This is a genomic window from Mycobacterium szulgai (assembly GCF_002116635.1).
GTDB lineage: Bacteria > Actinomycetota > Actinomycetes > Mycobacteriales > Mycobacteriaceae > Mycobacterium > Mycobacterium szulgai.
The window spans coordinates 253,715-274,241 of record NZ_LQPW01000031.1 but is presented as its reverse complement, the minus strand read 5'-3'; the positions used below and the strand labels follow the sequence as shown (position 1 = coordinate 274,241).

The window sequence follows — 20,527 nt, the reverse complement described above, 5'->3', positions numbered from 1 at the left end:
TCGCCGGCGCGGGTCACGTCAGGATCCCGTCGGGCCCGGGCATCCACCGGGCGACTCGACGTACACAATCGTCGACCATCTCCGCAAATATCCGTTGGCCCTCGGCGGCGGTCGCGGTGGTCGGGTCGCCCAGAACTCCGATCGGGCTGACGGCCGCGACTCCCCCGCGGCGCATCGACGGCAGCAAATCCGACAGTGGCGCGCCGTTACCCGGCAATGATCGGTCGGTGTGCACGTGGGCCGGCGAAAGATGCAGCAGCAGTGATGTTTCGGTATGTCCGGCGTGGGCGTCCGCGCCCGCCGACGTGCAGGGGCACCATCCGGCGTCGCGGCCCTCAGACCGCAGCAGGGCGACCGCGCGGCTCAGTGCGGCGACGTTACCGCCGTGACCGTTGACGAACACCAGGCGCTCGGCCCAGCAGGCGGCCGACCGGCCGTACTCCACCAGTAGCGTCGTCAGGGCTTCGGTGCCGATCGAGATCGTTCCGGCGAAACTTTGGTGCTCGCCGCTGGCGCCGTAGGCGATGGCGGGTGCCACCGGCCAGTCAAGGCGCGCGGACACCGCCCGGGCGACTGCGGTCGCGATCCGGGTATCGGTATCGAGCGGGAGGTGGGGACCATGTTGTTCGGTAGACCCCAGCGGAATCATTATTGACGGCGAGGTGAAAATCTCTAATTGCCTCGACGTCGCACTCCCCAGTTCGCCGAGTACGGGCACTCGCCGATGGTAGGACGAATTCACCTGGTGTGCACCGATTGTTGCCCTATCTACCGAAATTTTTTTCCACACCGTTGATCCGCGGGGGAAAACTCTGCTCGTCCGCCACGGGTGCCACGCCCGTATCAGTGTTTTCAAAAACGTCATTCCAGCGCGAGCGACTCTGTGGTATTAGGCGCCCAACTCGCGGGCGAAACCGTCCGGAATCAGAATGTCGCTTGGCGCCAGGTCATGGATCGAGGCGTGGCCGAGGCCCATCAGCGCCGAGTCGATCCCGCCGCGCAGGATGTCGAGCACGTTCTCGACGCCGGCCTGGCCGGCCGCGGCCAGGCCCCATAGGTAAGCCCGGCCGATCATCACCGCCCGCGCTCCCAGCGCGACGGCTTTGACCACGTCGCTCCCCCGCCGGATGCCGCCGTCGAGCAGAACCTCGATCTGGTCACCGACGGCCGCCGCCACCGCGGGCAGCGCACGAATCGAGGCCGGTGTGCCATCCAGATTGTTGCCGCCGTGGTTGGACACCGAGATCGCCGAAACACCGGCGTCCACAGCTCGTTTGGCATCGTCAACCCGCATCACGCCCTTGAGCATGAACGGTCCGCCCCACAGCTCGCACAGCCACGCGATGTCTTCCCAGGTGGGCGGAGGCGTGCCCATCCACTCGCCATAGGCGGCGAAGAAGGGTGGCCCCGGTTCGCCACGCCCGCCCTGGTTGGGCACCCGCAGGTCCGGCGGGCGCAGCGTCTTGCCGAACTTCCACAGCCATCGCGGCTTGGTGACCGCTTCTGGCGACATCCGCAGCATGGTCCGCAGGTTCATCTCTTCCGGGATCTTGGGACTGCCCCAGTCCCGCCCGTGCGAAAAGGACCAGTCGGTGGTGACGATCAGCCCGACGGCGCCGGCCTGCCGCGCCCGCTCGACCCGCTGCGCGATCGCATCGCGGCCGCCCAGCCAGTAGACCTGGAAGAAGAGCTTGGGATTGGCGGCGATCACCTCCTCGATCGGCTTGCTGGCGAACGAGGACAACCCCATCGCCGTGCCGCGTGCGGCCGCAGCCCGGGCGACGGCGACTTCGCCATCGGGATCGACCGCCTGCACACCGGTCGGCGAAATGAGTACCGGTAATGAAATATCTTGTCCCATAACGGTGGTCGACAAGTCACGCTTTTCCGTCGCGCCGACGACATGGGGGGCGAAGCCGAGTTCGCTGAACGCTGCGACATTATCGGCGACCGTGATTCCCTTTTCGCTTGCTGAAATCAAAGACGAATACACCGATTTCGGCAGCCGGCGCTTCGCGCGTTGCTGCGCTATGGCGACCGTTTCAAACCATTCTTCGGCCACAACTACACCGGACTTTCGTCACACAGCCGCGCCGGCGGTTTCATCGACAGGGTCAGCGATACCGGCCGGCCGCGGGAGTGGTCGACGCGAGGCCGGGGGGTGTCCCGTTCCCGCGTCAATGCCGGCGCACCGTGGCCTTGTACACACTCGGGGTCCGGACCGTCGAGGGGCAGGCCGGTAAAGAATTTGGCCGCCATGCAACCACCCCGGCAGCTGTCGTAGTGCCCGCAGCTGCCACAAGCACCCGCAGACTGGGGCTCGCGGAGTTCGCGGAACAGCGGAGCGTTTTTCCAGACATGGTCAAATCCGCCGTCGGACAACACGTTTCCGGCCAGGAACCGATCATGAATGGCGAAGGGGCACGCGTACACATCGCCCACCGGGTCGATCAAGCAGACCACCCGCCCGGCCCCACACATGTTCAGGCCGGCCAGCGCACCGGATGGGCCCAGCGGCGCCAGGTGGAAGAAGGAATCGCCGGTCAGCACCCGCTCCCCCTTGGCGACCAGCCAGTCGTAAAGCTGGACCTGCTGGGCCGCGGTGGGATGTAACTCATCCCAGACATCGGCACCCCGCCCGGACGGACGCAGCCGGGTGATCCGCAGGGTGGCACCGTAACGGCTTGCCAGCGCGGCGAATTCATCCAGCTGGTCGACGTTGTGGCGGGTTACTACCACCGAAATCTTGGCATCACGGAACCCGGCCGCGGCGAGGTTTTCCAGCGCCCGCACCGCCATGGCGAACGACCCGGGTCCGCGAACCGCGTCATTGACCTCTGCGGTGGCGCCGTCGAGGGAGATCTGAACGTCCACGTAGTCACTGGCGGCCAACCGCGCAGCCACCTCGGGAGTGATCCGCACACCGTTGGTGGAGAACTTCACCCCGACGCGGTGCTGCGTCGCATAGTCCACCAGCTCCCAAAAGTCCGGGCGCACAGTCGGTTCGCCGCCACCGATGTTCACATAGAACACCTGCATGCGTTCCAGCTCGTCGATAATGTCCTTACACTGCCGGGTGGACAGCTCACGCGGATCACGTTTGCCCGACGACGACAGGCAATGCACACACGCCAGGTTGCAGGCGTAGGTCAGTTCCCAGGTTAGGCAGATGGGGGCGTCCAAACCGCGTTCGAACTGCTCGATGAGCCGGGGTACCGTCACGAAGCCTCCTTGGGCACCAGCATCTTGGAATCGGCCAGCACACCCAGGGCGTGCAGATACGGGTCCTGATCGGAGTCGTTCACCCCGGCGGCCCGGCATGCGGACCGGACGTCGGGGTGATCGGCCAACGACTGCACCACCGTGAGGATGGTGCGGTTCTTCAAGAACGACAGCTTGCGGGTGCCGAAGTGATAGAGCAGCGCCCCGAACGGCTCCGGCCGAACCGCCACCTGGGTGTGCAACCGCCAGCCGCGATCTGCGTCGAACACCGGCTCAGTAGACCCCGCACATGCCATCGATGGAGACTTCCTCGACCAGGGTTTGGGTGACGAGTTCGGTGTCGGTCTCGTTCTCGCGGTCCATGTGGATTGCCTTTCGTGACGGGGTCTCGACAATGAAGGGTGGTTCCGGTCACAATCGTCGTCAGAATATGGCATCCAGTGCCGAAATGGAAGGGCGGGTCCGATGCTGCACGAGTCGCGGGTGGGCCGGCGGCGCTCGACCACACCGCACCACATCAGCAACGTTGCCATCGACTTGTTCGCCGCCCGGGGGTTCGACGAGGTCAGCGCCGACGATGTCGCCCAGGCCGCCGGCATCGCCCGGCGCACCTTGTTCCGCTACTACGCCTCCAAGAACGCCATCCCGTGGGGTGACTTCGACACCCACCTGACCCATTTGCGGGAGTTGCTGAACCAGGTCGACCCGCAGGTTGCGCTGAGCGAGGCGCTACGCGACGCACTGCTGGCGTTCAACACCTTCGATGCATGCGAGACCATCCGCCACCGCCAGCGCATGCGGGTCATCCTGCAAACCCCTGAGCTGCAGGCCTATTCGATGACAATGTATGCCGGCTGGCGGGAGGTGATCGCCGAGTTCGTGGCGCGCAGAACCGGCGCCAAGACCACCGACGTGATTCCGCAGACGGTCGGGTGGACGTTGCTCGGGGTCGCCCTCAGCGCTTACGAACACTGGCTCAGCGACGAAGGTGTGCCGTTGGAACAGGCACTGGGCGACGCATTCGACGTCGTCAGCTCTGGACTGGACCGGCTCGAAGCATGAACGCCGAGCACCTGCTGCACACCCTGCGAGCGCAGGGGCGGTTCTGCGCCTCGTCCGGTTCGCCAATGTACGGAGAGCTGTTCGAGCTGGTGGCCCGCGACATCGAGGCGGGCGGCGTGTTCGCGAGAATTCTGTCGGGTCAGGAGGATGCGCCGGCGCGCCAAGCGGTGCCGCTGCGGCTGCTCGGCGGGTTGCACCGGCTGGTGCTCGACGGCCGGGCGCCGGCCCTGCGCCGTTGGTATCCCAGCACCGGCGGCCGTTGGGACGCCGCAGCCGCCTGGCCCGAAATTCTGGCCACCGCTACCGCCCATGCCGACGCGCTGCGCGTCGCACTCGAACAGCCGCCACAGACCAACGAGGTGGGCCGGTCCGCTGCGCTGATCGGCGGCTTGTTGCGTGTTAATCGCGAATTCGATTTTCCCATAAGGCTTTTCGAGATCGGATCCAGCGCCGGCCTGAACCTGCGCGCAGACCGCTACCACTACCGCTACACCGGCGGCAAGTGGGGACCGCCGGATTCGCCGGTGACGATCGACGACGCGTGGCACGGTGATACGCCGCCGCCTGGTGTGCTGCAGATCGTCGAACGGCACGGGTATGACATCGCGCCAATCGACGTCACCGGCGCCGACGGCGAGCTGAGCGTATTGAGCTACGTCTGGCCGGACCAGGCTGCCCGGCTGAACCGGTTGTGCGGCGCCATTGCGGTGGCCCGCGATGTTCCGGCTCGCCTCGAGCAGCGGTCGGCGGCCGACGCGGTCGCGGAGCTGACGCTGGCGCAGGGCGCGCTCACGGTGCTGTGGCATTCGATCACGTGGCAATACCTGTCCGCCGGCGAGCGAGCCGGAATCCGCGATGCGGTCAACGGTTTGATCAAACGAGCCGATGCGCGATCGCCGTTCGCGCACCTGACCCTGGAGCCCGCGCGCAATGGGCCGGGCACCCCGATCAGGTTCCTGGTGCGCGCCGCCTGCTGGCCGGGTGGCCAGGTCCGGGTCCTGGGCGAGTGCCATCCGCACGGGCCGCCGGTGCGCTGGCAATAGTTTTTTCGTCCTTCCCCCCGTCGGAATTTGGCTCGCAACCGCGACGATAACTATGTGAGCGCCCAACCCGCCCACGCGCTGCTAGCGCTATACGACGAAGCACTGCCGGTGGTCTACGGATATTTCGTCCGGCGTTGCGGTGATCGCGGCACCGCAGAGGATCTGACCTCAGAGACCTTTCTGGCCGCATGCGATGCGGTGCGCAGGACCGACCCGCCACCGGTCGCGGTTCCCTGGTTGCTCGGTGTGGCGCGGCACAAGCTGGCCGACCACTATCGGCGTCGCAGCCCCACCCCGATCGGCGAAGTGCCAGAGCCGGTGGACACCCTCGACGAGTGGGACGCCGAGCTCGATCGCATGGTCGCCGAAAGCGTGCTGGCCCGGCTGAGCGACTCACATCGCACCGTACTGGTGTTGCGCTACATGGACGACTGCACGGTCGGCGAGTGCGCCGAGCTGATCGGGCGCACCGTGCATGCCACCGAGGCGCTGCTGGTCCGGGCCCGCAAAGCGTTCAGACAGCAGTATCCGGAAGGAGGCACGTCATGAACGACCCATTGCGCGTGCTGCACACCGAAGACCTTCCGGCTCAACCCGATCCGGCGTTCGCCGCCCGACTGCGCCGCCGCCTGGAATCCGCATTGTCCCTGCCGGAAGGAATTCTCGTGACCGAAGCAACCGACACCATCCCGCGTCCGGCCGCACTGCCCTACCTGTGTGTCGGCGACGCTCGCGCGGCCATCGCGTGGTACGCCGACGCTTTCGGTGCCGCCGTGATGGAGGACCCAATAGTGATGGAGGACGGCCGAATTGGCCACGCCGAGCTCGAGCTGGCCGGCGGGGTGCTGTACCTGGCCGACGAGTATCCCGAACTGGGATTGAAAGCTCCTGCACCGCAGGCTGTTTCGGTCAGCTTGATGCTGCAGGTGGCCGACACCGACGCAGCGTTGAAACGGGCCCGCGAGCACGGCGCCACCGTGGTGCGCGAGATCTACGAGAATTACGGATCGCGCGGCGCGACCGTCATCGATCCGTTCGGCCATCGCTGGATGCTCAGTGGGCCGATCAAGGCGCCCATCGAGCGCGGCGATATCGGTTACGTCTCGGTGTGGGTGCCCGACGCCGATCGCGCGGCCAAGTTCTACGGGCACGTGTTGGGCTGGGCATATGACCCGGCGACGCATCAGGTGACCAACACCGATCTTCCGACCGGCATCTTCGGCGTCGCGGCGCCACCTACCCTGTTCTGCTGCTATGCGGTCACCGACCTAGCGATCGCCAGCGCAGCGATCACCGCGGCCGGCGGCATTCCCGGCGAATCCCGCGAATTCGAGTTCGGCACGGTGCTGGACGCCACCGACAACCAGGGCGCCGCATTCGCCGTCTTCGTACCCGCCGTCGGGCGAAAACGTCCGGAACTCAACGGATCCGGACCGGGCGAGCTGTCGTATGTCACCTACGAGGTGCAAGATTCCGCGGCGTTTCGCGACTTCTACGGTCGGGTGCTGGGCTGGACGTTCGAACCCGGGCGCATCGCGGACGGCTGGCAGGTGCAGGCCACCCATCCGATGGCGGGTGCCGCGGGCGGCAGCGCCGGTCCGGTCACCGTGCCGATGTGGACGGTCGCCGATATCGAGGTCGCGGTCGCGCGGGTGCGCGAAGCCGGCGGCACGGTGTTGCAGGAGCCGACCCGTCAGCCGTATGGGGTGAGCGCCGAGTGCGCCGACGATCAGGGCGCACGGTTTTACCTGGGCGAGTTCTAAGTCGATTCCAGCATTTCCGAGATCGGTGCGCCCGCGGCGATCTTGCCGCGCACCTTCATGACCTTGCCGGGCAACCCGCCGCCGACCACGCCGACCAGCACACCGTCGCGCTCGTAGTAGGCCAGGAACTTGCGGCCGTCGTCCTCGACCAAGTGCACGATGTCGGTGGCCTCCGGCTCCCCCAAACACTGGATTTTGATGTCGTATTGATCGCTCCAGAAGTACGGCACCACCACGTTGGACGGTACGTCGCTGCCCAGCATGGCCGGCACCACGACCCTGGCCTGGTCGGCGACATTGCTCCAATGTTCCACGCGCGCTTGGTGTCCGGTGGCGTCGCGCCACGAGGCGACGTCGCCGAGCGCCCACACATTGGGCGCGCTGGTGCGTCCGGCTTCGTCGCAGATCACGCCGTTATCGACCGCGATGCCGCTGCCGTCGAGCCAATCGGTCGCCGGTTTGGACCCGATGCCCACCACCACCAGGTCGGCGGGCAGCTCGGCACCGTCCGTCAGCACCACGGTGTCGACGCGCCCTTGGCCCTTGACCTCGGCCACCCCGAGGCCGGTGCGCACATCGACGCCCTCTTCCCGATGCAGCCGCGCCACCAGCGCGCCGATCTGCTCGCCCAGCACCGACGCCAACGGCTGCGGCTGCGGCTCGACCAGCACCACGTCCACCCCAAGCCCGCGCAGGCTGGCCGCGACTTCGCAGCCGATGAAGCCGGCGCCGACGACCACAGCATGCTTGGCTGACGACGCATGGGTGCGCAGCGCCATGCATTCGTCGAACGACCGCAGCACCCGAATGCCCTCGAGGTCCGCGAAGCTGGGAATGCGGCGTGGCACCAAACCGGTTGCGATCACGAGTTCGTCGTATCCCAGGACCGTTCCGTCGGCCAGTGACACAGTCTGGGCCGCGGTGTCGATCCCGGTGGCTGCCGCGCCGAGGCGCAGGGTGATGTTCTTCTCGTCATACCATTCACGCGGTTTGAGGGCCGTATCGTCGACCTCGCTGCGCAGCACCTCTTTGGACAGCGGCGGCCGGTCGTAGGGCAGATGCACCTCGTCGCTGACGATCGTGAGCAGGCCTTCGTAGCCCGCCCGGCGCAGTTGCTCGGCGGTTCTGGCCGCGGCCAGGCCGCCACCGACGATCACGATTCCGTCTTTGCTCACGTGGAGTTCATAGCACGGTCGACAATCAGTACTTCAACGCGCCCTTGTCCACGTGGATCTGCTGTCCGGACAGTGTGCCCGACCCATCACCAGCGAGCCACACCACGACATCGGACACCTCGTCAGCCGTCATAAAGCCCTTGTACTGCAACGGCATTGGCGGGAAGCTATGCACGAAGCGGGGATGCTTGGCGAAGATCTGCATCATCGCTTCCGGCTCGATCATCGGGGTGTCGACCGAGTAGGGATGGATGGAATTAACGCGGATGCCGTACTCGCCGACCTCGATCGCCAGGGTGTTGGTCAGCGCCGTGAGTCCGTGCTTGCTAGCCGAGTAGTGGCCGTTACCCGGAGTGGCCTTCAGGCCCGCCGACGAGCTGACGATCACGATGGAGCCGCCGTTGCCGGCGTCGATCATCGCGGGCACGGTGGCACGCAGGGTTCGCCAGGTGCCGGTCAGGTTGACATCGATGACGATGTCCCATTGCTCGTCGGTGAGTTCCCAGAGCCGGCCCCAGCCCAGCACTCCGGCGTTGGCGACGACGATGTCGAGCCGGCCGAACTGTTCGACGCCGTCAGCCACCAGTTGCCGCAGCGCGGCGTCGTCGCGAATGTCGACCTCGCGAGCGAGCACCTTGCGGCCCTCGGCTTCGACTGCGCGCACGGTCTCACTGAGGTCCTCAGGCGTCGCCGCCGGATAGGTGATGGTCTCGGACGCCGGCGCACAGATATCCGACGCTATGATGTCGGCCCCTTCGCGGGCCAGCCGCACCGCGTGCGAGCGGCCCTGGGCACGGGCGGCGCCGGTGATGAACGCGACCCGTCCTTGCAGTGATGCCATCGGCCTAGGCTAGCAGCGAAACTGAAACGTGTTCTAGTTGGCCTCGGGCGGCGGGTATCGCCGGAGCCCGTCAGCGCAACGCCACTGCGATATTCGGGTTGATTGCTCGCAATGGCCTTACGCTCGCCGATGCCGTGCGGCTGGTCAGATTTCGGCGATGATCTGAGCGCGCCGGCTGGCGTATTCCTGGTCGTTCAACGCGCCGGTGGCTCGCAACGACTCCAGCTCCTGCAGCCGGTCGGAGATCGACGCCTGCGGTGCGGCGGGCTGAGCGCCCGGCCCGGCCTGCTGTTCGGCCGCCCGGCGAACCACGGCCTGGACCTGCTGACGCAACGCCGGGTTCGACCGGATGTCGACCATGCGGTTGAGCGGGATGCCGTTGGCCTTGAGGATCTGCAGGATTTCCATCAACGGGCCAGCCTGGCCACTCAGGTCGTAGCTCCGGTTGTCCTCGGCGAGGGTGAACTGGGCGGGCACCAGACCGTTGACCAAGGCGCTTCGCTCCCAGTCGATCAGATATTGCTGCGTGGTGGGGTTGACCAGCACGACCAGTTTGCGCGCGGTCAGGTTGCCCAGCCGGGTCACGCTGGCGATCACCCGGTCTTCGCTGTCGAACGGCATGATTCCGGGGCCCGAGATGTGCAGATGGACCTTGACGACCGGTTGCTCGTTGATCCGCGTGCCGGTCTCGGTGAGCCCGGTGATCTGCGCGAGTGCCAGCACCCCGTTCTGCTCGAGTTCAGCCGTCTTGGCGGCGGTCTTGGCCCCCCAGTTGGTCAGCGCGAGCGCAACGAGCACATCAGCCACGGTGACGATGAGGCCGGCATAGAACATCCACGCCATCAGGCTGCCCATCCCGAGGGTGAAGTAGACGATCAAGAAGATCGGGCCGACCAGGCCACCGCACAACAGCACAAGCAACTGCATCTTGATATAGCGCGCCAACACGGGCCTGCTCCTTAGTTTGCTGGTTTTGGGGCTGGATTGCTCGTGTCAGATTAGCGCCAGCAACTGGCGTTTACCGATCACAACAAACACAAAACCCGGACCGCCGAAATCGGCAATCCGGGCTTTGTGCTGTGCAGAATTACTTGATGATCTTGACGACCCGGCCGGCGCCGACGGTGCGGCCACCCTCACGGATCGCGAACCGCAGGCCCTCGTCCATGGCGACGGGCTGGATCAGCTTCACCGAGATGTTGGTGTTGTCGCCGGGCATCACCATTTCGGTGCCCTCCGGCAGCGTCACCACACCGGTCACGTCGGTGGTGCGGAAGTAGAACTGCGGACGGTAGTTGTTGAAGAACGGCGTGTGCCGGCCGCCCTCGTCCTTGGACAGGATGTAGACCTGGCCCTCGAACTCGGTGTGCGGCGTGGTGGTGCCGGGCTTGATGACAACCTGGCCGCGCTCGACGTCCTCACGCTTGACACCACGCAGCAGCAGACCGACGTTGTCACCGGCCTGTCCCTGGTCGAGCAGCTTGCGGAACATCTCCACACCGGTGACGGTGGTCTTGGTGGTGGTGGGACGGATGCCGACGATCTCGACTTCCTCGTTCACGTTGACCACGCCGCGCTCCACACGACCGGTCACCACGGTGCCACGGCCGGTGATGGTGAAAACGTCCTCGACGGGCATCAGGAACGGCTTCTCGGTCTCGCGGACCGGGTCCGGAATCGACTCGTCGACCGCGTCCATCAGGTCCTCAACCGACTTGACCCAGGTCGCGTCGCCCTCGAGCGCCTTGAGCGCAGATACCCGAACCACCGGAGCGTCCTCGTCGAACTCCTGGGCGGCCAGCAGTTCGCGGACCTCCATCTCGACGAGCTCGAGCAGCTCCTCGTCGTCCACCGCGTCGGCCTTGTTCAGCGCGACCAGGATGTAAGGCACACCGACCTGACGCGCGAGCAGCACGTGCTCACGGGTCTGCGGCATGGGGCCGTCGGTGGCGGCCACGACCAGGATCGCGCCGTCCATCTGGGCGGCACCGGTGATCATGTTCTTGATGTAGTCGGCGTGGCCAGGGGCGTCGACGTGGGCGTAGTGCCGCTTGTCGGTCTGGTACTCGACGTGCGCGATGTTGATCGTGATACCGCGCTGACGCTCCTCGGGAGCGTTGTCGATCTGGTCGAACGCCTTGGACTCGTTCAGGTCCGGAAACTTGTCGTGCAGGACCTTGGTGATAGCCGCGGTCAGGGTGGTCTTGCCGTGGTCAACGTGACCGATGGTCCCGATGTTGACGTGGGGCTTGGTCCGCTGGAACTTCGCCTTCGCCACTTCTGTGTCCTCCTGGACTGTTGGTGCTTAAAAAAGCAGTGTTGATGATTTTCGGTTTTGCCGCGGTGCTAACCGGGCCAGCTTACTCGTAGGCTTTTCGGTTTATTCCCCGGTCGCCTTCGCGATGATTTCCTTCGACACGTTCGCCGGTACTTCGGCGTAGTTGTCGAACACCATGGAGTAGTTCGCCCGGCCCTGAGTCTTGGACCTCAGGTCCCCGACGTAGCCGAACATCTCCGACAGCGGCACGTGCGCCTTGACGACGCGCGCACCCGCCCGCTCCTCCATGGCCTGGATCTGGCCACGGCGGGAGTTCAGGTCGCCGATCACATCGCCCATGTAGTCCTCGGGCGTGGTGACCTCGACGGCCATGATCGGTTCCAGGATCACCGGTTGCGCTTGCTGCGCAGCCTTTTTCAGCACCATGGAACCGGCGATCTTGAACGCCATTTCCGACGAGTCGACCTCGTGGAAGGCACCATCGAGCAAGGTGACCTTCAGGTTCACCAGGGGGTAGCCGGCCAGCACGCCGTACTGCATGGCGTCCTGGGCGCCGGCGTCCACCGACGGGATGTACTCGCGCGGGATGCGCCCACCGGTGACCTTGCTCTCGAACTCGTAAGTGGCGCCGTCCTCGCCGTGGAACGGCTCGATGTTGATCAGCACCTTCGCGAACTGGCCAGAGCCGCCGGTCTGCTTCTTGTGGGTGTACTCGACCTTTTCCACGAGCCGCTTGATGGTCTCCTTGTAGGCGACCTGCGGCTTGCCGACGTTGGCCTCGACCTTGAATTCCCGCCGCATGCGGTCTACCAGGATGTCGAGGTGCAGCTCCCCCATGCCGCCGATCACGGTTTGGCCGGTCTCCTGGTCCAGGTGCACCTTGAAGGTCGGGTCCTCTTCGGCAAGCTTTTGGATCGACAGGCTCAGCTTTTCCTGGTCGCTCTTGGTCTTGGGCTCGATGGCCACCTCGATGACCGGGTCCGGGAAGGTCATCGACTCGAGCACGATCTGCTGGTTCGGGTCGCTCAGGGTGTCACCGGTGGTGGTGTCCTTCAGGCCGATCACCGCATAGATGTGACCGGCGCTTGCCGTCTCCACTGGATTTTCCTTGTTGGAGTGCATCTGGAAGAGCTTGCCCAGACGTTCCTTTTTGCCCTTGGTGGCGTTGATGACCTGGCTGCCAGAATCGACCTTGCCCGAGTAAACCCGGACGTAGGTGAGCTTGCCGAAGAACGGGTGCGTGGCGACCTTGAACGCCAGCGCGGAGAACGGCTCGTCGGTCGAGGGCTTGCGCACGACCTCCTCGTCCTCCTTGCCCGGTGCGTGGCCGACGGCCGGTGGCACGTCCAGCGGCGAGGGCAGGTAATCGATGACGGCGTCCAGCATCGGCTGCACGCCCTTGTTCTTGAACGCGCTGCCGCACAGCACCAGGTAAGCCTCGGAGTTGATGGTGAGCTTGCGCAGCGCGCCCTTGATCTCCTCGACCGACAGTTCCTCGCCTCCGAAGTACTTTTCCAGCAACGCCTCGTCGGTCTCGGCGACCGCCTCGAGCAGCTTGGTGCGGTACTCGTCGGCCTTCTCAGCGAGCTCTTCGGGAATGTCGATGGTGTCGTAGGTTTCGCCCAGCTTCGTCTCGCCGCGCCATACCTTGGCCTTCATCTCGACCAGGTCGACGACGCCTTCGAAGTCGCCCTCGGAGCCGACCGGCAGCTGGATCGGAATGACGTTGGCGCCGAGGCGCTCCTCCATCGTGCGCACCGAGAAGTAGAAGTCCGCGCCGATCTTGTCCATCTTGTTGACGAAGCAGATGCGCGGGACGTCGTATTTGTCGGCCTGCCGCCAGACCTGCTCGGACTGCGGCTCGACACCTTCCTTGCCGTCGAATACCGCGACAGCGCCGTCCAGCACGCGCAGGCTGCGCTCGACCTCGACGGTGAAATCGACGTGGCCAGGCGTGTCGATGATGTTGATCTGGTTGTCATTCCAGAAGCAGGTGGTGGCCGCGGAGGTGATGGTGATGCCGCGTTCCTGTTCCTGCTCCATCCAGTCCATGGTGGCGGCGCCGTCGTGTACCTCACCGATTTTGTAGCTGATGCCGGTGTAGTAGAGGATGCGCTCGGTCGTCGTGGTCTTACCCGCGTCGATGTGCGCCATGATGCCGATGTTGCGGACCTTCGTCAGGTCAGTCAGCACGTCCTTCTGTGCCACAGAAGTCTTCCCACTCTTTCGTTGCTTAGTTAGTTCGCTTTTGCACGCGCCTCGGCGAAATCACCGGCGCGCTAGTCACCAGCGATAGTGCGCAAAGGCGCGGTTGGCCTCGGCCATCTTGTGGGTGTCCTCACGCCGCTTGACGGAGGCGCCCAGGCCATTGCTGGCATCCAGGATCTCGTTTGCCAGACGCTCGACCATTGTCTTCTCCCGGCGCTGCCGCGAGAAGCTGACCAGCCAGCGCAGCGCCAGCGTGGTCGACCGGTCCGGCCGCACCTCGACGGGCACCTGATAGGTGGCACCGCCGACGCGGCGGCTACGCACCTCCAGGGCGGGCTTGACGTTGTCGAGAGCCCGCTTGAGGGTGATCACGGGATCGGTGCCGGTCTTGTCGCGGGCCTGTTCGAGCGCTCCATAAACAATGCGCTCGGCCAGCGATTTCTTCCCCTTCAGCAGAACCTTGTTCACCAATTGGGTGACCAGCTGGGACCCGTAGACGGGGTCATTGACCAGCGGACGCTTGGGTGCGGGCCCCTTGCGCGGCATCAGCTCTTCTCCTTCTTGGCGCCGTAACGGCTGCGAGCCTGCTTGCGGTTCTTCACACCCTGGGTGTCGAGCGAACCGCGGATGATCTTGTAGCGCACACCGGGCAAGTCCTTCACCCGGCCACCACGCACCAGCACCATCGAGTGTTCCTGCAGGTTGTGGCCCTCACCCGGGATGTAGGCGGTGACCTCAACCTGACTCGTCAGCTTCACACGAGCGACCTTCCGAAGCGCCGAGTTGGGCTTCTTCGGGGTGGTGGTGTACACGCGGGTGCATACGCCACGGCGCTGCGGGCTGCCCTTAAGAGCCGCGGTCTTGACCTTGCCGATCTTGTCCCGACGACCCTTGCGGACCAGCTGCTGAATGGTTGGCATCTACCGGCTTTCTCTTTTGTTCCTCGTGAAGTCTTCTTGTACTGCGGTTTTGCTCAGCCGGGTCACCCCACGGCCGGGCGTGTCGCATGCATGCACCCCGCGACCTCATCAGTTGCATCGTGGACATGCGAATTGGCCCGGCATTCACGCCCTTACTTCAGGCGCCCCAAGCCGCCAGGCACGAGGTACCACAATACCCGTCGGCGGTCTGGCAGGTCAAAGCGGTTACGTTTTGCCGTTGGTGGTGCGCAACTCCATACCGGCCGCCAGTCGCAATACCATGTCGGTGAACACGGCGTCGGTATCAATGTCGTCCATGACCCCGGTCATTTCCAGCAGCACGAAGCCGTGCAACGCCGACCAGAATTCCAGGGCCGCGTAGAACGCCTCCTCGCCGTCAAGTCCATAGGACAGCAGCACCGCGATCACCGGCCCGGCCGCGCCGCGGGTCGCTGCCGTGTATTCGGGGTCGTCGCCGCCCAGCGGCATCCGGGTGAACGCCGAGTACCGGCCCGGATGGTGGTGGGCATAGCTGCGATAGGCGCCCGCCATGACCAACACCGCGTCGTCGCGGGCGCGGCCCTCGCCGACCCGGTTCAGCATCGTGATGATGTCGTCGATAACCCGGATCCGCACCGCGCGGCGCAGATCCTCCAAGCTGTCCACGTGGTTGTACAGCGACGGCCCTTTGGTCCCGAGCTGGGTGGCCAGCGCATTGATGGTCAGCGAGTCCCAGCCCTCGCGATCCAGGAAGGTCAGGGCCCCTTCGACGATGCCCTCGCGGCTCAATTTGCCCGGGCGGGCCATCGACTTCGCCGTTTTCCCGCTGCGCGGGCGGCTGCCCGCCGACGTTGGTTCCGGCTGAGCTGGCATGGCGATTCGCCCTTCGGTTGCGGGATCAACTAATGACTCTAGTTGAACTTGGGTCTGTCGCCGCTCAGGTGAATGCACGTAATCTCAAACCTGGTTCGAACCTGGTTCGAACCAGGTTCGAGTGAGCAGATCACCTGCCAACAAAGGGGACCCGCAGTGAGGTGGACAACCGTTGCCGGAACGCTGGCTACCTGTGCGATCACCATCGCTGGCACACTCGCAGCCCCGCCGCAGGCCGCTTACGCCAAAAACGGCGACACGCACATCACCGGGCAGGGCCTCGAGCAGACGCTGGACTGCAACGAGTCCACCCTGATCGTCAACGGCACGGCCAACATCATCACCGCCAAGGGCACCTGCTGGGCGGTGACGATGATGGGCTCGTCGAACACCGTCATCGCCGACACCGTCATCAACGACATCACCGTCTACGGCTGGGACGGAACGGTGTTCTTCAAAAACGGCGATCCGGCCATCTGGGATCGAGGCCGCGAACTAGGCATGACCAACCGGATCCAACGAGTAGGCCCGTGAGCCACCCGAACCTGAATCGAGGAAACATGCGCTTCTGCCTGTCCGCCACTACAGCCCGCCCGGCCGGGCTCGTCGCCGGCCTGGCCGCCGCCCTGACAGCCGTCGGAGTGGCCGCGTGCAGCTCGACCGCCAGCCCGCCCGGAGGCTCGAGCACCACCTCCACCAAGCCCTCGACTACGACGTCGAGCAGCGGAACCGCGGCGCCCACATCCTCGGGTGGGATAACCACAACCGCTTCCATCGAGATCGGCAACATGCTGACCTATGGCTCGCTGGGAACGACGGCGACACTTGACTGCGCCGATGGCAAGTCACTGAATGTGGCCGGTTCGGATAACACCCTGACGGTCAACGGCACCTGCCAATCGGTGACCATCGGCGGAGCGAACAACAAGATCACCTTCGACAAGATCGACCAGCGCCTGAGCGTGGTGGGGCTCAACAACACCATCACCTACAAGAACGGCGACCCCACCATCGACAACCTCGGTTCGGGCAACGAGATCAAGAAGGGCGGCTAAGCCGCTAACTCGTCGGGGCGCCGTGCCGGCCGGCCCCGGCGGCGAACCGTCCGGCACCTTCCAGGGCCTCGCCGGCGACCCGGAAGATGCTGGCGAACTCGAGGTCAATCGCAGCGGATTCGGGCAGACCCCACTGATGCAACGCCGATAGCCGATCCGATCGCAGGCACTGCTGCGGTAGCCCTGCCAGTTCCGCTGCCAACTCCTCGGCCGCTTGCCGGGCCTGGCCTTTGGGAACGACCCGATTGGCCAAGCCCATTTGCAGCGCCTCGTCAGCCTTGACCGCGCGGCCGGTGAGGATCATGTCCATCGCCCGGCTGTGTCCGATCAGCCGAGGTAGCCGCACCGTGCCCCCGTCGATGAGCGGTACCCCCCACCGGCGACAGAAGACACCGAACACCGCGTCCTCCTCGGCCACCCGCAGATCGCACCACAACGCCAATTCCAAACCGCCGGCGACGGCATAACCGCTGACGGCGGCGATCACCGGTTTGGACAGCACCATTCGCGACGGGCCCATCGGACCCGGTCCGGTGCGGTGCACGGCATTGGACTCCGGTGTGCCCATCGCCTTCAAATCGGCTCCGGCGCAAAAAGTTTCGCCTGCTCCGCACAGCACGGCGACCGCAGCGGCGTCATCGCGGTCGAATTGCTCGAAGGCCGTATACAACGCGGCGGCCGTTGGGCCGTTGACCGCGTTGCGTGCCGCCGGCCGGTTGATGACCACCGTGGTCACCGGGCCATTGCGCTCCACACGCACCAGGTCACTCATGTCGCCTCCAGGAGTTGGGTCCCGTCTTGTTGCGCCAAGTCGCGGCGCTCCGCCAGTTCGGTGGCGAAGTCGTGGTAGGCCACCCGCAGCCGCGCGCCGGGCCAGTCGGCGGGCAGCAATTCGTCGGGTAGCACGGGATCGGTGAGCAGGTGCCGCACGATGGCCGCCGCCACCACGAATCGCTCGGGAACCCCCGTAGCTTGCGCCATTTCGTCGAGCAAGCGGTATCCGGCGCTTGCCCATCCGGGCAGATCCCACAGCTGCGCGGCCAGCTGCGCGGGGTCGTCATCGCGCGCATTGAGGAGCCGCACCCGGGCTTCGACGTCGGCGCCCAATTCGAGGTCGAGGTTGTCCGGCCGCATCCACACCCCTTCGCGGAGCTCACCGAAACGCTTGTGGTGCATGGTGGTTCGCAATGCCGCGCGGGTGCGGGCGTCCGTGCCGACGCTGGTGACCACGAGTAGGTGCCAGTGTCCGCTCCAGGCCCGGGTCCGCGGGCGCATGGCGTCGTCCTGTCGGCGCTGACGGGCCAGCAACCGATCCGAAAGCCGGTAGCCGTCGGCGGACCGGACCAGGTCGCCCGCGCTGACCATGCGGGTCAGCGCGACCCGAAGCGTCGTCTCCTTGATGCCGAAATCGGCTGTCAGGCGGATCAATTCGCTGGCACTGGCCCACGCGGGATGGGCACCGAGCAGCACGCTGAGAACGACTGAGCGGGCTGTCATGCTCGGCATGGTTAGACTCGGCTCAAACCTGCGAAGCCCGCCGGCCGTAGTCGCCGAACGGCTCCTCGCGATGCTTGACCGCATCGCGGAAGCCGTGCTCGACCGCGTCGGCGACGAACGCGTGCCCCTCGGGGGTGTGCCGAGCAACGCCGTCGAACACCGTGCTGACCATTCTGCTGGTGGCCACACCCTGTTGCAGCAGAGCGGAATTGAGCGTGAGCTTGATCATTATCAGCTGGTTGACCGGCATCGCGGCGATCCGTTGGACCAGGCGTTCGGTGCGCTCGTCGAGGTCTTTGGGATCCGGCGCCTCAACCGCGAGCCCCCATTCGGCGGCTTGAGCGCCGGTAATGCAGTCCCCGGTCAGCAGTAGGCGTTTGGCGCGCTGATCGCCGAGCCGGTGCGCCCACAGTCCCGCGGCCGGTACACCCCAAACCCGCGTCGGCGGGTAGCCGATCTTCGCGTCGGCGGCGGCGATCACCTGATCGGCGTGCAGCGCGATATCGGTACCGCCGGCCACGCAGTAGCCGTGGATCTTGACCACCGTCGGCTTGTCGCAATGCATCAGGCTGGAGAAGCCGCGCACGAAGCGGCTCATCATCTGGTAGTCGATCATCGGGTCCCACGGCTGATTGGGCAGGTGGTTGACGGCCTGGGTCTTGCCGTCCAGCACCGTCCCCCGGTAACCGCCGTCGCCGCCGGCCGACGACGACTGCTCGGCATAGGCGGAAAGGTCGAAGCCGGCGCAGAAACCTTCGCCGCGACCGGACACCAGGATGACGTGGACCTCGGGATCGAGGTCGGCCCGCTCCACCAACGCCGACAGCTCCAGTGGAGTGTCGGCGACGATCGCGTTGCCTTTCTCCGGCCGATTGAAGGTGATCCGGGCAACCCGATCGGTTACCTCGTAGGTCATCGTCTTCAGGTTGTCGAAATCGACCGGCCTGATCGAGTGCGTCATCCCTTAACTAGAGCACGCTCGAGGATTGGCGCCAGATCCAGCCCAGCGGGCATGGTGCCGAATGCCCCGCCCCACTGCCCGCCGATGCGGGTGGCCAGGAACGCCTCGGCGACCGCGGGATGCCCGTGCCGCACCAGCAAGGACCCCTGCAACGCCAGGCAGATGTCCTCGGCGATCTTGCGGGCGCGGTAGGTGATAGTGTCCAGATCGGTCAGCTGGGCCCGCAAATTTTCGACGTGGCTGTCCAGGCGGGCGTCTTGACCGGCGCTGTGCGCGAGCTCGTCGAACAGCACCTCGACGCATTCGGGCCGAGTTGCCATGGCGCGCAACGTGTCCAGCGCGCTGACGTTGCCCGAACCCTCCCAGATACCCATCAGCGGCGCCTCACGGTAGAGCCGCGGCATACCGGAGTCTTCGACATACCCGTTGCCGCCCAGGCACTCCAGCGCTTCGGCCGCGTGTGGCGTCGAACGCTTGCACACCCAGTACTTACTGGCAGCCAGACCGATGCGGCGCAACAGCCCCTCGGTCTGATCGCCGCGCACCGCCTTGTCGGTGGCACCGGCCATCCGCATCGCCACAATCGTGGCGGCCTCGGCCTCCACAGCCAGGTCGGCCAGCACATTGCGCATCAGCGGTTGGTCAATGAGGTAGGCGCCAAACGCCTTTCGGTGCTGAGCGTGATAGACGGCGCGGGTCAGGCCGGTGCGCATGCTGGTGGCGCTGCCCAGCGTGCAGTCCAGCCTGGTGAGGTTCACCATCTCGATGATGGTGGGGACGCCGCGGCCTTCCTCGCCGACGAGCCAGGCGGTGGCGCCGTCGTACTCGACCTCACTGGAAGCGTTGGCGTGATTGCCGAGCTTGTCTTTTAGCCGCTGCAGGAACATCCGGTTGCGGGTGCCGTCGGGCAGTATGCGGGGCAGCATGAAGCAGGACAACCCTTTTGGAGCCTGCGCAAGCACCAGGAAGATGTCGCACATGGGCGCCGAGGTGAACCACTTGTGACCGGTCAGGCTGTACGTGCCGGCTGCGTTAGGGGTCGCCTCCGTGGTTCCGGCGCGCACATCGGAACCGCCCTGCTTCTCGGTCATCGACATGCCTGCCGTGATACCGGGTTTCGTCGCGGCCAGTTTCAGCTCGGGGTCGTAGACGCGGCTGGTCAGCAACGGCTCATAGACGGTTGCAAGTTCGGGGTTGTAACGCAATGCGGGGACGACGGCATATGTCATCGAGATCGGGCAGATGTGGCCGGGTTCGACAGTCCATACCGATGTCTTGGCAGCCCGCACCACGTGAGCCCCCGGCCGCTCGTCGGCCCACGGCGCGGCGTGCAGGCCGTGCTCGATCGCGGTGCGCATCAGCTCGTGGTACGCCGGGTCGTATTCGACCTCGTCCACGCGATGGCCGGTGCGGTCGTGGGTATGCAGAATGGGCCGATTGCGGTCGGCCAGCTCGCCCCAGCGTTGCGCCTCCCGGCTGCCCGAGATCGCCCCGAGCGCGTTCACCTCGTCCAGGCCCCACAGCCCGCCTTCGCGGATCAGCGCCTCGATGAGCACCGCCGATGATGCGGGATTGTGGTCCTCTAACGGAGGCACCTGGTTGGTCACGACATGGGTATCCGGCATGACA

General features: G+C 65.6%; 23 protein-coding genes. 6 read left to right on the top strand and 17 right to left on the bottom strand.

Annotated elements, in window-relative coordinates; genetic code table 11:
• Positions 1–13: 13 nt before the first annotated feature.
• The 5 genes from mftE to mftA all read right to left on the bottom strand — a co-directional run bounded on the left by mftE (position 14) and on the right by mftA (position 3,585).
• On the bottom strand, positions 14–742 hold the full coding sequence (gene mftE / locus AWC27_RS08365) for a mycofactocin biosynthesis peptidyl-dipeptidase MftE (RefSeq protein ID WP_085670036.1): 729 nt from the start codon (positions 740–742) through the stop codon (positions 14–16).
• Between the two features lie 147 nt (positions 743–889).
• Entirely contained in the window at positions 890–2,062 is a 1,173-nt protein-coding gene (gene mftD, locus AWC27_RS08360) for a pre-mycofactocin synthase MftD (protein ID WP_085670035.1), read from the bottom strand.
• 2 nt (positions 2,063–2,064) lie between these two features.
• Positions 2,065–3,222: a mycofactocin radical SAM maturase gene (gene mftC, locus AWC27_RS08355; RefSeq protein WP_085670034.1), complete on the bottom strand. Its 1,158-nt coding sequence runs from the start codon at positions 3,220–3,222 to the stop codon at positions 2,065–2,067.
• A complete protein-coding gene (mftB, locus tag AWC27_RS08350) occupies positions 3,219–3,518 on the bottom strand; it encodes a mycofactocin biosynthesis chaperone MftB (protein WP_085670033.1) in 300 nt (99 codons plus the stop codon). The genes mftC and mftB overlap by 4 nt, the downstream gene beginning before the upstream one ends.
• Positions 3,496–3,585: a mycofactocin precursor MftA gene (gene mftA, locus AWC27_RS08345; RefSeq protein ID WP_085670032.1), complete on the bottom strand. Its 90-nt coding sequence runs from the start codon at positions 3,583–3,585 to the stop codon at positions 3,496–3,498. Before mftA ends, mftB begins: the two co-directional genes overlap by 23 nt.
• 102 nt (positions 3,586–3,687) lie before the next feature.
• Here mftA and mftR point away from each other — a divergent pair, with 102 nt between their 5' ends.
• From mftR to AWC27_RS08325, 4 genes are read left to right on the top strand one after another with little or no spacing between them, the layout of a single operon-like run.
• On the top strand, positions 3,688–4,284 hold the full coding sequence (mftR, locus tag AWC27_RS08340; protein ID WP_085670031.1) for a mycofactocin system transcriptional regulator: 597 nt from the start codon (positions 3,688–3,690) through the stop codon (positions 4,282–4,284).
• Positions 4,281–5,327: a DUF2332 domain-containing protein gene (locus tag AWC27_RS08335; RefSeq protein ID WP_085670030.1), complete on the top strand. Its 1,047-nt coding sequence runs from the start codon at positions 4,281–4,283 to the stop codon at positions 5,325–5,327. The genes mftR and AWC27_RS08335 overlap by 4 nt, the downstream gene beginning before the upstream one ends.
• A gap of 54 nt (positions 5,328–5,381) precedes the next feature.
• Positions 5,382–5,876 (top strand): RNA polymerase sigma factor, encoded by a 495-nt coding sequence (locus AWC27_RS08330; RefSeq protein WP_085670082.1) that lies wholly within the window; start codon positions 5,382–5,384, stop codon positions 5,874–5,876.
• Entirely contained in the window at positions 5,873–7,090 is a 1,218-nt protein-coding gene (locus AWC27_RS08325; RefSeq protein ID WP_085670029.1) for a VOC family protein, read from the top strand. Before AWC27_RS08330 ends, AWC27_RS08325 begins: the two co-directional genes overlap by 4 nt.
• Here the strand turns inward: AWC27_RS08325 and AWC27_RS08320 are convergent.
• The 8 genes from AWC27_RS08320 to AWC27_RS08280 all read right to left on the bottom strand — a co-directional run bounded on the left by AWC27_RS08320 (position 7,087) and on the right by AWC27_RS08280 (position 15,319).
• Positions 7,087–8,265 carry an NAD(P)/FAD-dependent oxidoreductase gene (locus tag AWC27_RS08320; RefSeq protein WP_085670028.1) on the bottom strand — a complete coding sequence of 393 codons (1,179 nt, stop codon included), beginning with the start codon at positions 8,263–8,265 and terminating at the stop codon, positions 7,087–7,089. The genes AWC27_RS08325 and AWC27_RS08320 overlap by 4 nt on opposite strands.
• A gap of 25 nt (positions 8,266–8,290) precedes the next feature.
• Positions 8,291–9,106 (bottom strand): mycofactocin-coupled SDR family oxidoreductase, encoded by an 816-nt coding sequence (locus AWC27_RS08315; protein WP_085670027.1) that lies wholly within the window; start codon positions 9,104–9,106, stop codon positions 8,291–8,293.
• 144 nt (positions 9,107–9,250) lie between these two features.
• On the bottom strand, positions 9,251–10,054 hold the full coding sequence (locus AWC27_RS08310; protein ID WP_085670026.1) for an SHOCT domain-containing protein: 804 nt from the start codon (positions 10,052–10,054) through the stop codon (positions 9,251–9,253).
• A gap of 139 nt (positions 10,055–10,193) precedes the next feature.
• Positions 10,194–11,384, bottom strand: a complete 1,191-nt coding sequence (tuf, locus tag AWC27_RS08305) for an elongation factor Tu (RefSeq protein WP_083112849.1) — start codon at positions 11,382–11,384, stop codon at positions 10,194–10,196.
• Positions 11,385–11,486: 102 nt separating this feature from the next.
• Positions 11,487–13,592, bottom strand: coding sequence for an elongation factor G (fusA, locus tag AWC27_RS08300; RefSeq protein WP_085670025.1), 2,106 nt, complete (start codon positions 13,590–13,592; stop codon positions 11,487–11,489).
• 75 nt (positions 13,593–13,667) lie between these two features.
• Positions 13,668–14,138 carry a 30S ribosomal protein S7 gene (rpsG, locus tag AWC27_RS08295; protein ID WP_036352615.1) on the bottom strand — a complete coding sequence of 157 codons (471 nt, stop codon included), beginning with the start codon at positions 14,136–14,138 and terminating at the stop codon, positions 13,668–13,670.
• Complete coding sequence (gene rpsL / locus AWC27_RS08290) at positions 14,138–14,512, bottom strand: 30S ribosomal protein S12 (protein ID WP_003879423.1); 375 nt, start codon at positions 14,510–14,512, stop codon at positions 14,138–14,140. The genes rpsG and rpsL overlap by 1 nt, the downstream gene beginning before the upstream one ends.
• 225 nt (positions 14,513–14,737) lie before the next feature.
• On the bottom strand, positions 14,738–15,319 hold the full coding sequence (locus AWC27_RS08280) for a TetR/AcrR family transcriptional regulator (protein ID WP_139836843.1): 582 nt from the start codon (positions 15,317–15,319) through the stop codon (positions 14,738–14,740).
• Between the two features lie 222 nt (positions 15,320–15,541).
• Between AWC27_RS08280 and AWC27_RS08275 the strand changes: the two genes are divergently transcribed.
• Entirely contained in the window at positions 15,542–15,919 is a 378-nt protein-coding gene (locus AWC27_RS08275; RefSeq protein WP_085670023.1) for a DUF3060 domain-containing protein, read from the top strand.
• 26 nt (positions 15,920–15,945) lie between these two features.
• A complete protein-coding gene (locus AWC27_RS08270) occupies positions 15,946–16,440 on the top strand; it encodes a DUF3060 domain-containing protein (protein ID WP_083112853.1) in 495 nt (164 codons plus the stop codon).
• Positions 16,441–16,444: 4 nt separating this feature from the next.
• On the opposite strand, the gene AWC27_RS08265 is transcribed toward AWC27_RS08270, so the two are convergent.
• Genes AWC27_RS08265 through AWC27_RS08250 form a run of 4 tightly spaced genes read right to left on the bottom strand, consistent with a single transcriptional unit; the run spans position 16,445 to position 20,523 of the window.
• Positions 16,445–17,212: a crotonase/enoyl-CoA hydratase family protein gene (locus tag AWC27_RS08265; RefSeq protein ID WP_085670022.1), complete on the bottom strand. Its 768-nt coding sequence runs from the start codon at positions 17,210–17,212 to the stop codon at positions 16,445–16,447.
• Complete coding sequence (locus AWC27_RS08260) at positions 17,209–17,946, bottom strand: PaaX family transcriptional regulator C-terminal domain-containing protein (RefSeq protein WP_085670021.1); 738 nt, start codon at positions 17,944–17,946, stop codon at positions 17,209–17,211. Before AWC27_RS08260 ends, AWC27_RS08265 begins: the two co-directional genes overlap by 4 nt.
• Before the next feature lie 13 nt (positions 17,947–17,959).
• Complete coding sequence (locus AWC27_RS08255) at positions 17,960–18,898, bottom strand: crotonase/enoyl-CoA hydratase family protein (protein WP_085670020.1); 939 nt, start codon at positions 18,896–18,898, stop codon at positions 17,960–17,962.
• Positions 18,895–20,523 (bottom strand): acyl-CoA dehydrogenase family protein, encoded by a 1,629-nt coding sequence (locus AWC27_RS08250; RefSeq protein WP_085670019.1) that lies wholly within the window; start codon positions 20,521–20,523, stop codon positions 18,895–18,897. Before AWC27_RS08250 ends, AWC27_RS08255 begins: the two co-directional genes overlap by 4 nt.
• Positions 20,524–20,527 lie beyond the last annotated feature (4 nt).

What these genes read in the sequence shown, in the direction of transcription:
- AWC27_RS08265 (WP_085670022.1), bottom strand. Translation starts at nt 17,212, where the DNA reads ATGAGTGACCTGGTGCGTGTGGAGCGCAATGGCCCGGTGACCACGGTG.
- AWC27_RS08270 (WP_083112853.1), top strand. Translation starts at nt 15,946, where the DNA reads ATGCGCTTCTGCCTGTCCGCCACTACAGCCCGCCCGGCCGGGCTCGTC.
- AWC27_RS08315 (WP_085670027.1), bottom strand. Translation starts at nt 9,106, where the DNA reads ATGGCATCACTGCAAGGACGGGTCGCGTTCATCACCGGCGCCGCCCGT.
- AWC27_RS08280 (WP_139836843.1), bottom strand. Translation starts at nt 15,319, where the DNA reads ATGGCCCGCCCGGGCAAATTGAGCCGCGAGGGCATCGTCGAAGGGGCC.
- AWC27_RS08250 (WP_085670019.1), bottom strand. Translation starts at nt 20,523, where the DNA reads ATGCCGGATACCCATGTCGTGACCAACCAGGTGCCTCCGTTAGAGGAC.
- AWC27_RS08335 (WP_085670030.1), top strand. Translation starts at nt 4,281, where the DNA reads ATGAACGCCGAGCACCTGCTGCACACCCTGCGAGCGCAGGGGCGGTTC.
- mftB (WP_085670033.1), bottom strand. Translation starts at nt 3,518, where the DNA reads ATGGCATGTGCGGGGTCTACTGAGCCGGTGTTCGACGCAGATCGCGGC.
- AWC27_RS08260 (WP_085670021.1), bottom strand. Translation starts at nt 17,946, where the DNA reads ATGCCGAGCATGACAGCCCGCTCAGTCGTTCTCAGCGTGCTGCTCGGT.
- mftR (WP_085670031.1), top strand. Translation starts at nt 3,688, where the DNA reads ATGCTGCACGAGTCGCGGGTGGGCCGGCGGCGCTCGACCACACCGCAC.
- rpsG (WP_036352615.1), bottom strand. Translation starts at nt 14,138, where the DNA reads ATGCCGCGCAAGGGGCCCGCACCCAAGCGTCCGCTGGTCAATGACCCC.
- rpsL (WP_003879423.1), bottom strand. Translation starts at nt 14,512, where the DNA reads ATGCCAACCATTCAGCAGCTGGTCCGCAAGGGTCGTCGGGACAAGATC.
- AWC27_RS08255 (WP_085670020.1), bottom strand. Translation starts at nt 18,898, where the DNA reads ATGACGCACTCGATCAGGCCGGTCGATTTCGACAACCTGAAGACGATG.
- mftA (WP_085670032.1), bottom strand. Translation starts at nt 3,585, where the DNA reads ATGGACCGCGAGAACGAGACCGACACCGAACTCGTCACCCAAACCCTG.
- AWC27_RS08325 (WP_085670029.1), top strand. Translation starts at nt 5,873, where the DNA reads ATGAACGACCCATTGCGCGTGCTGCACACCGAAGACCTTCCGGCTCAA.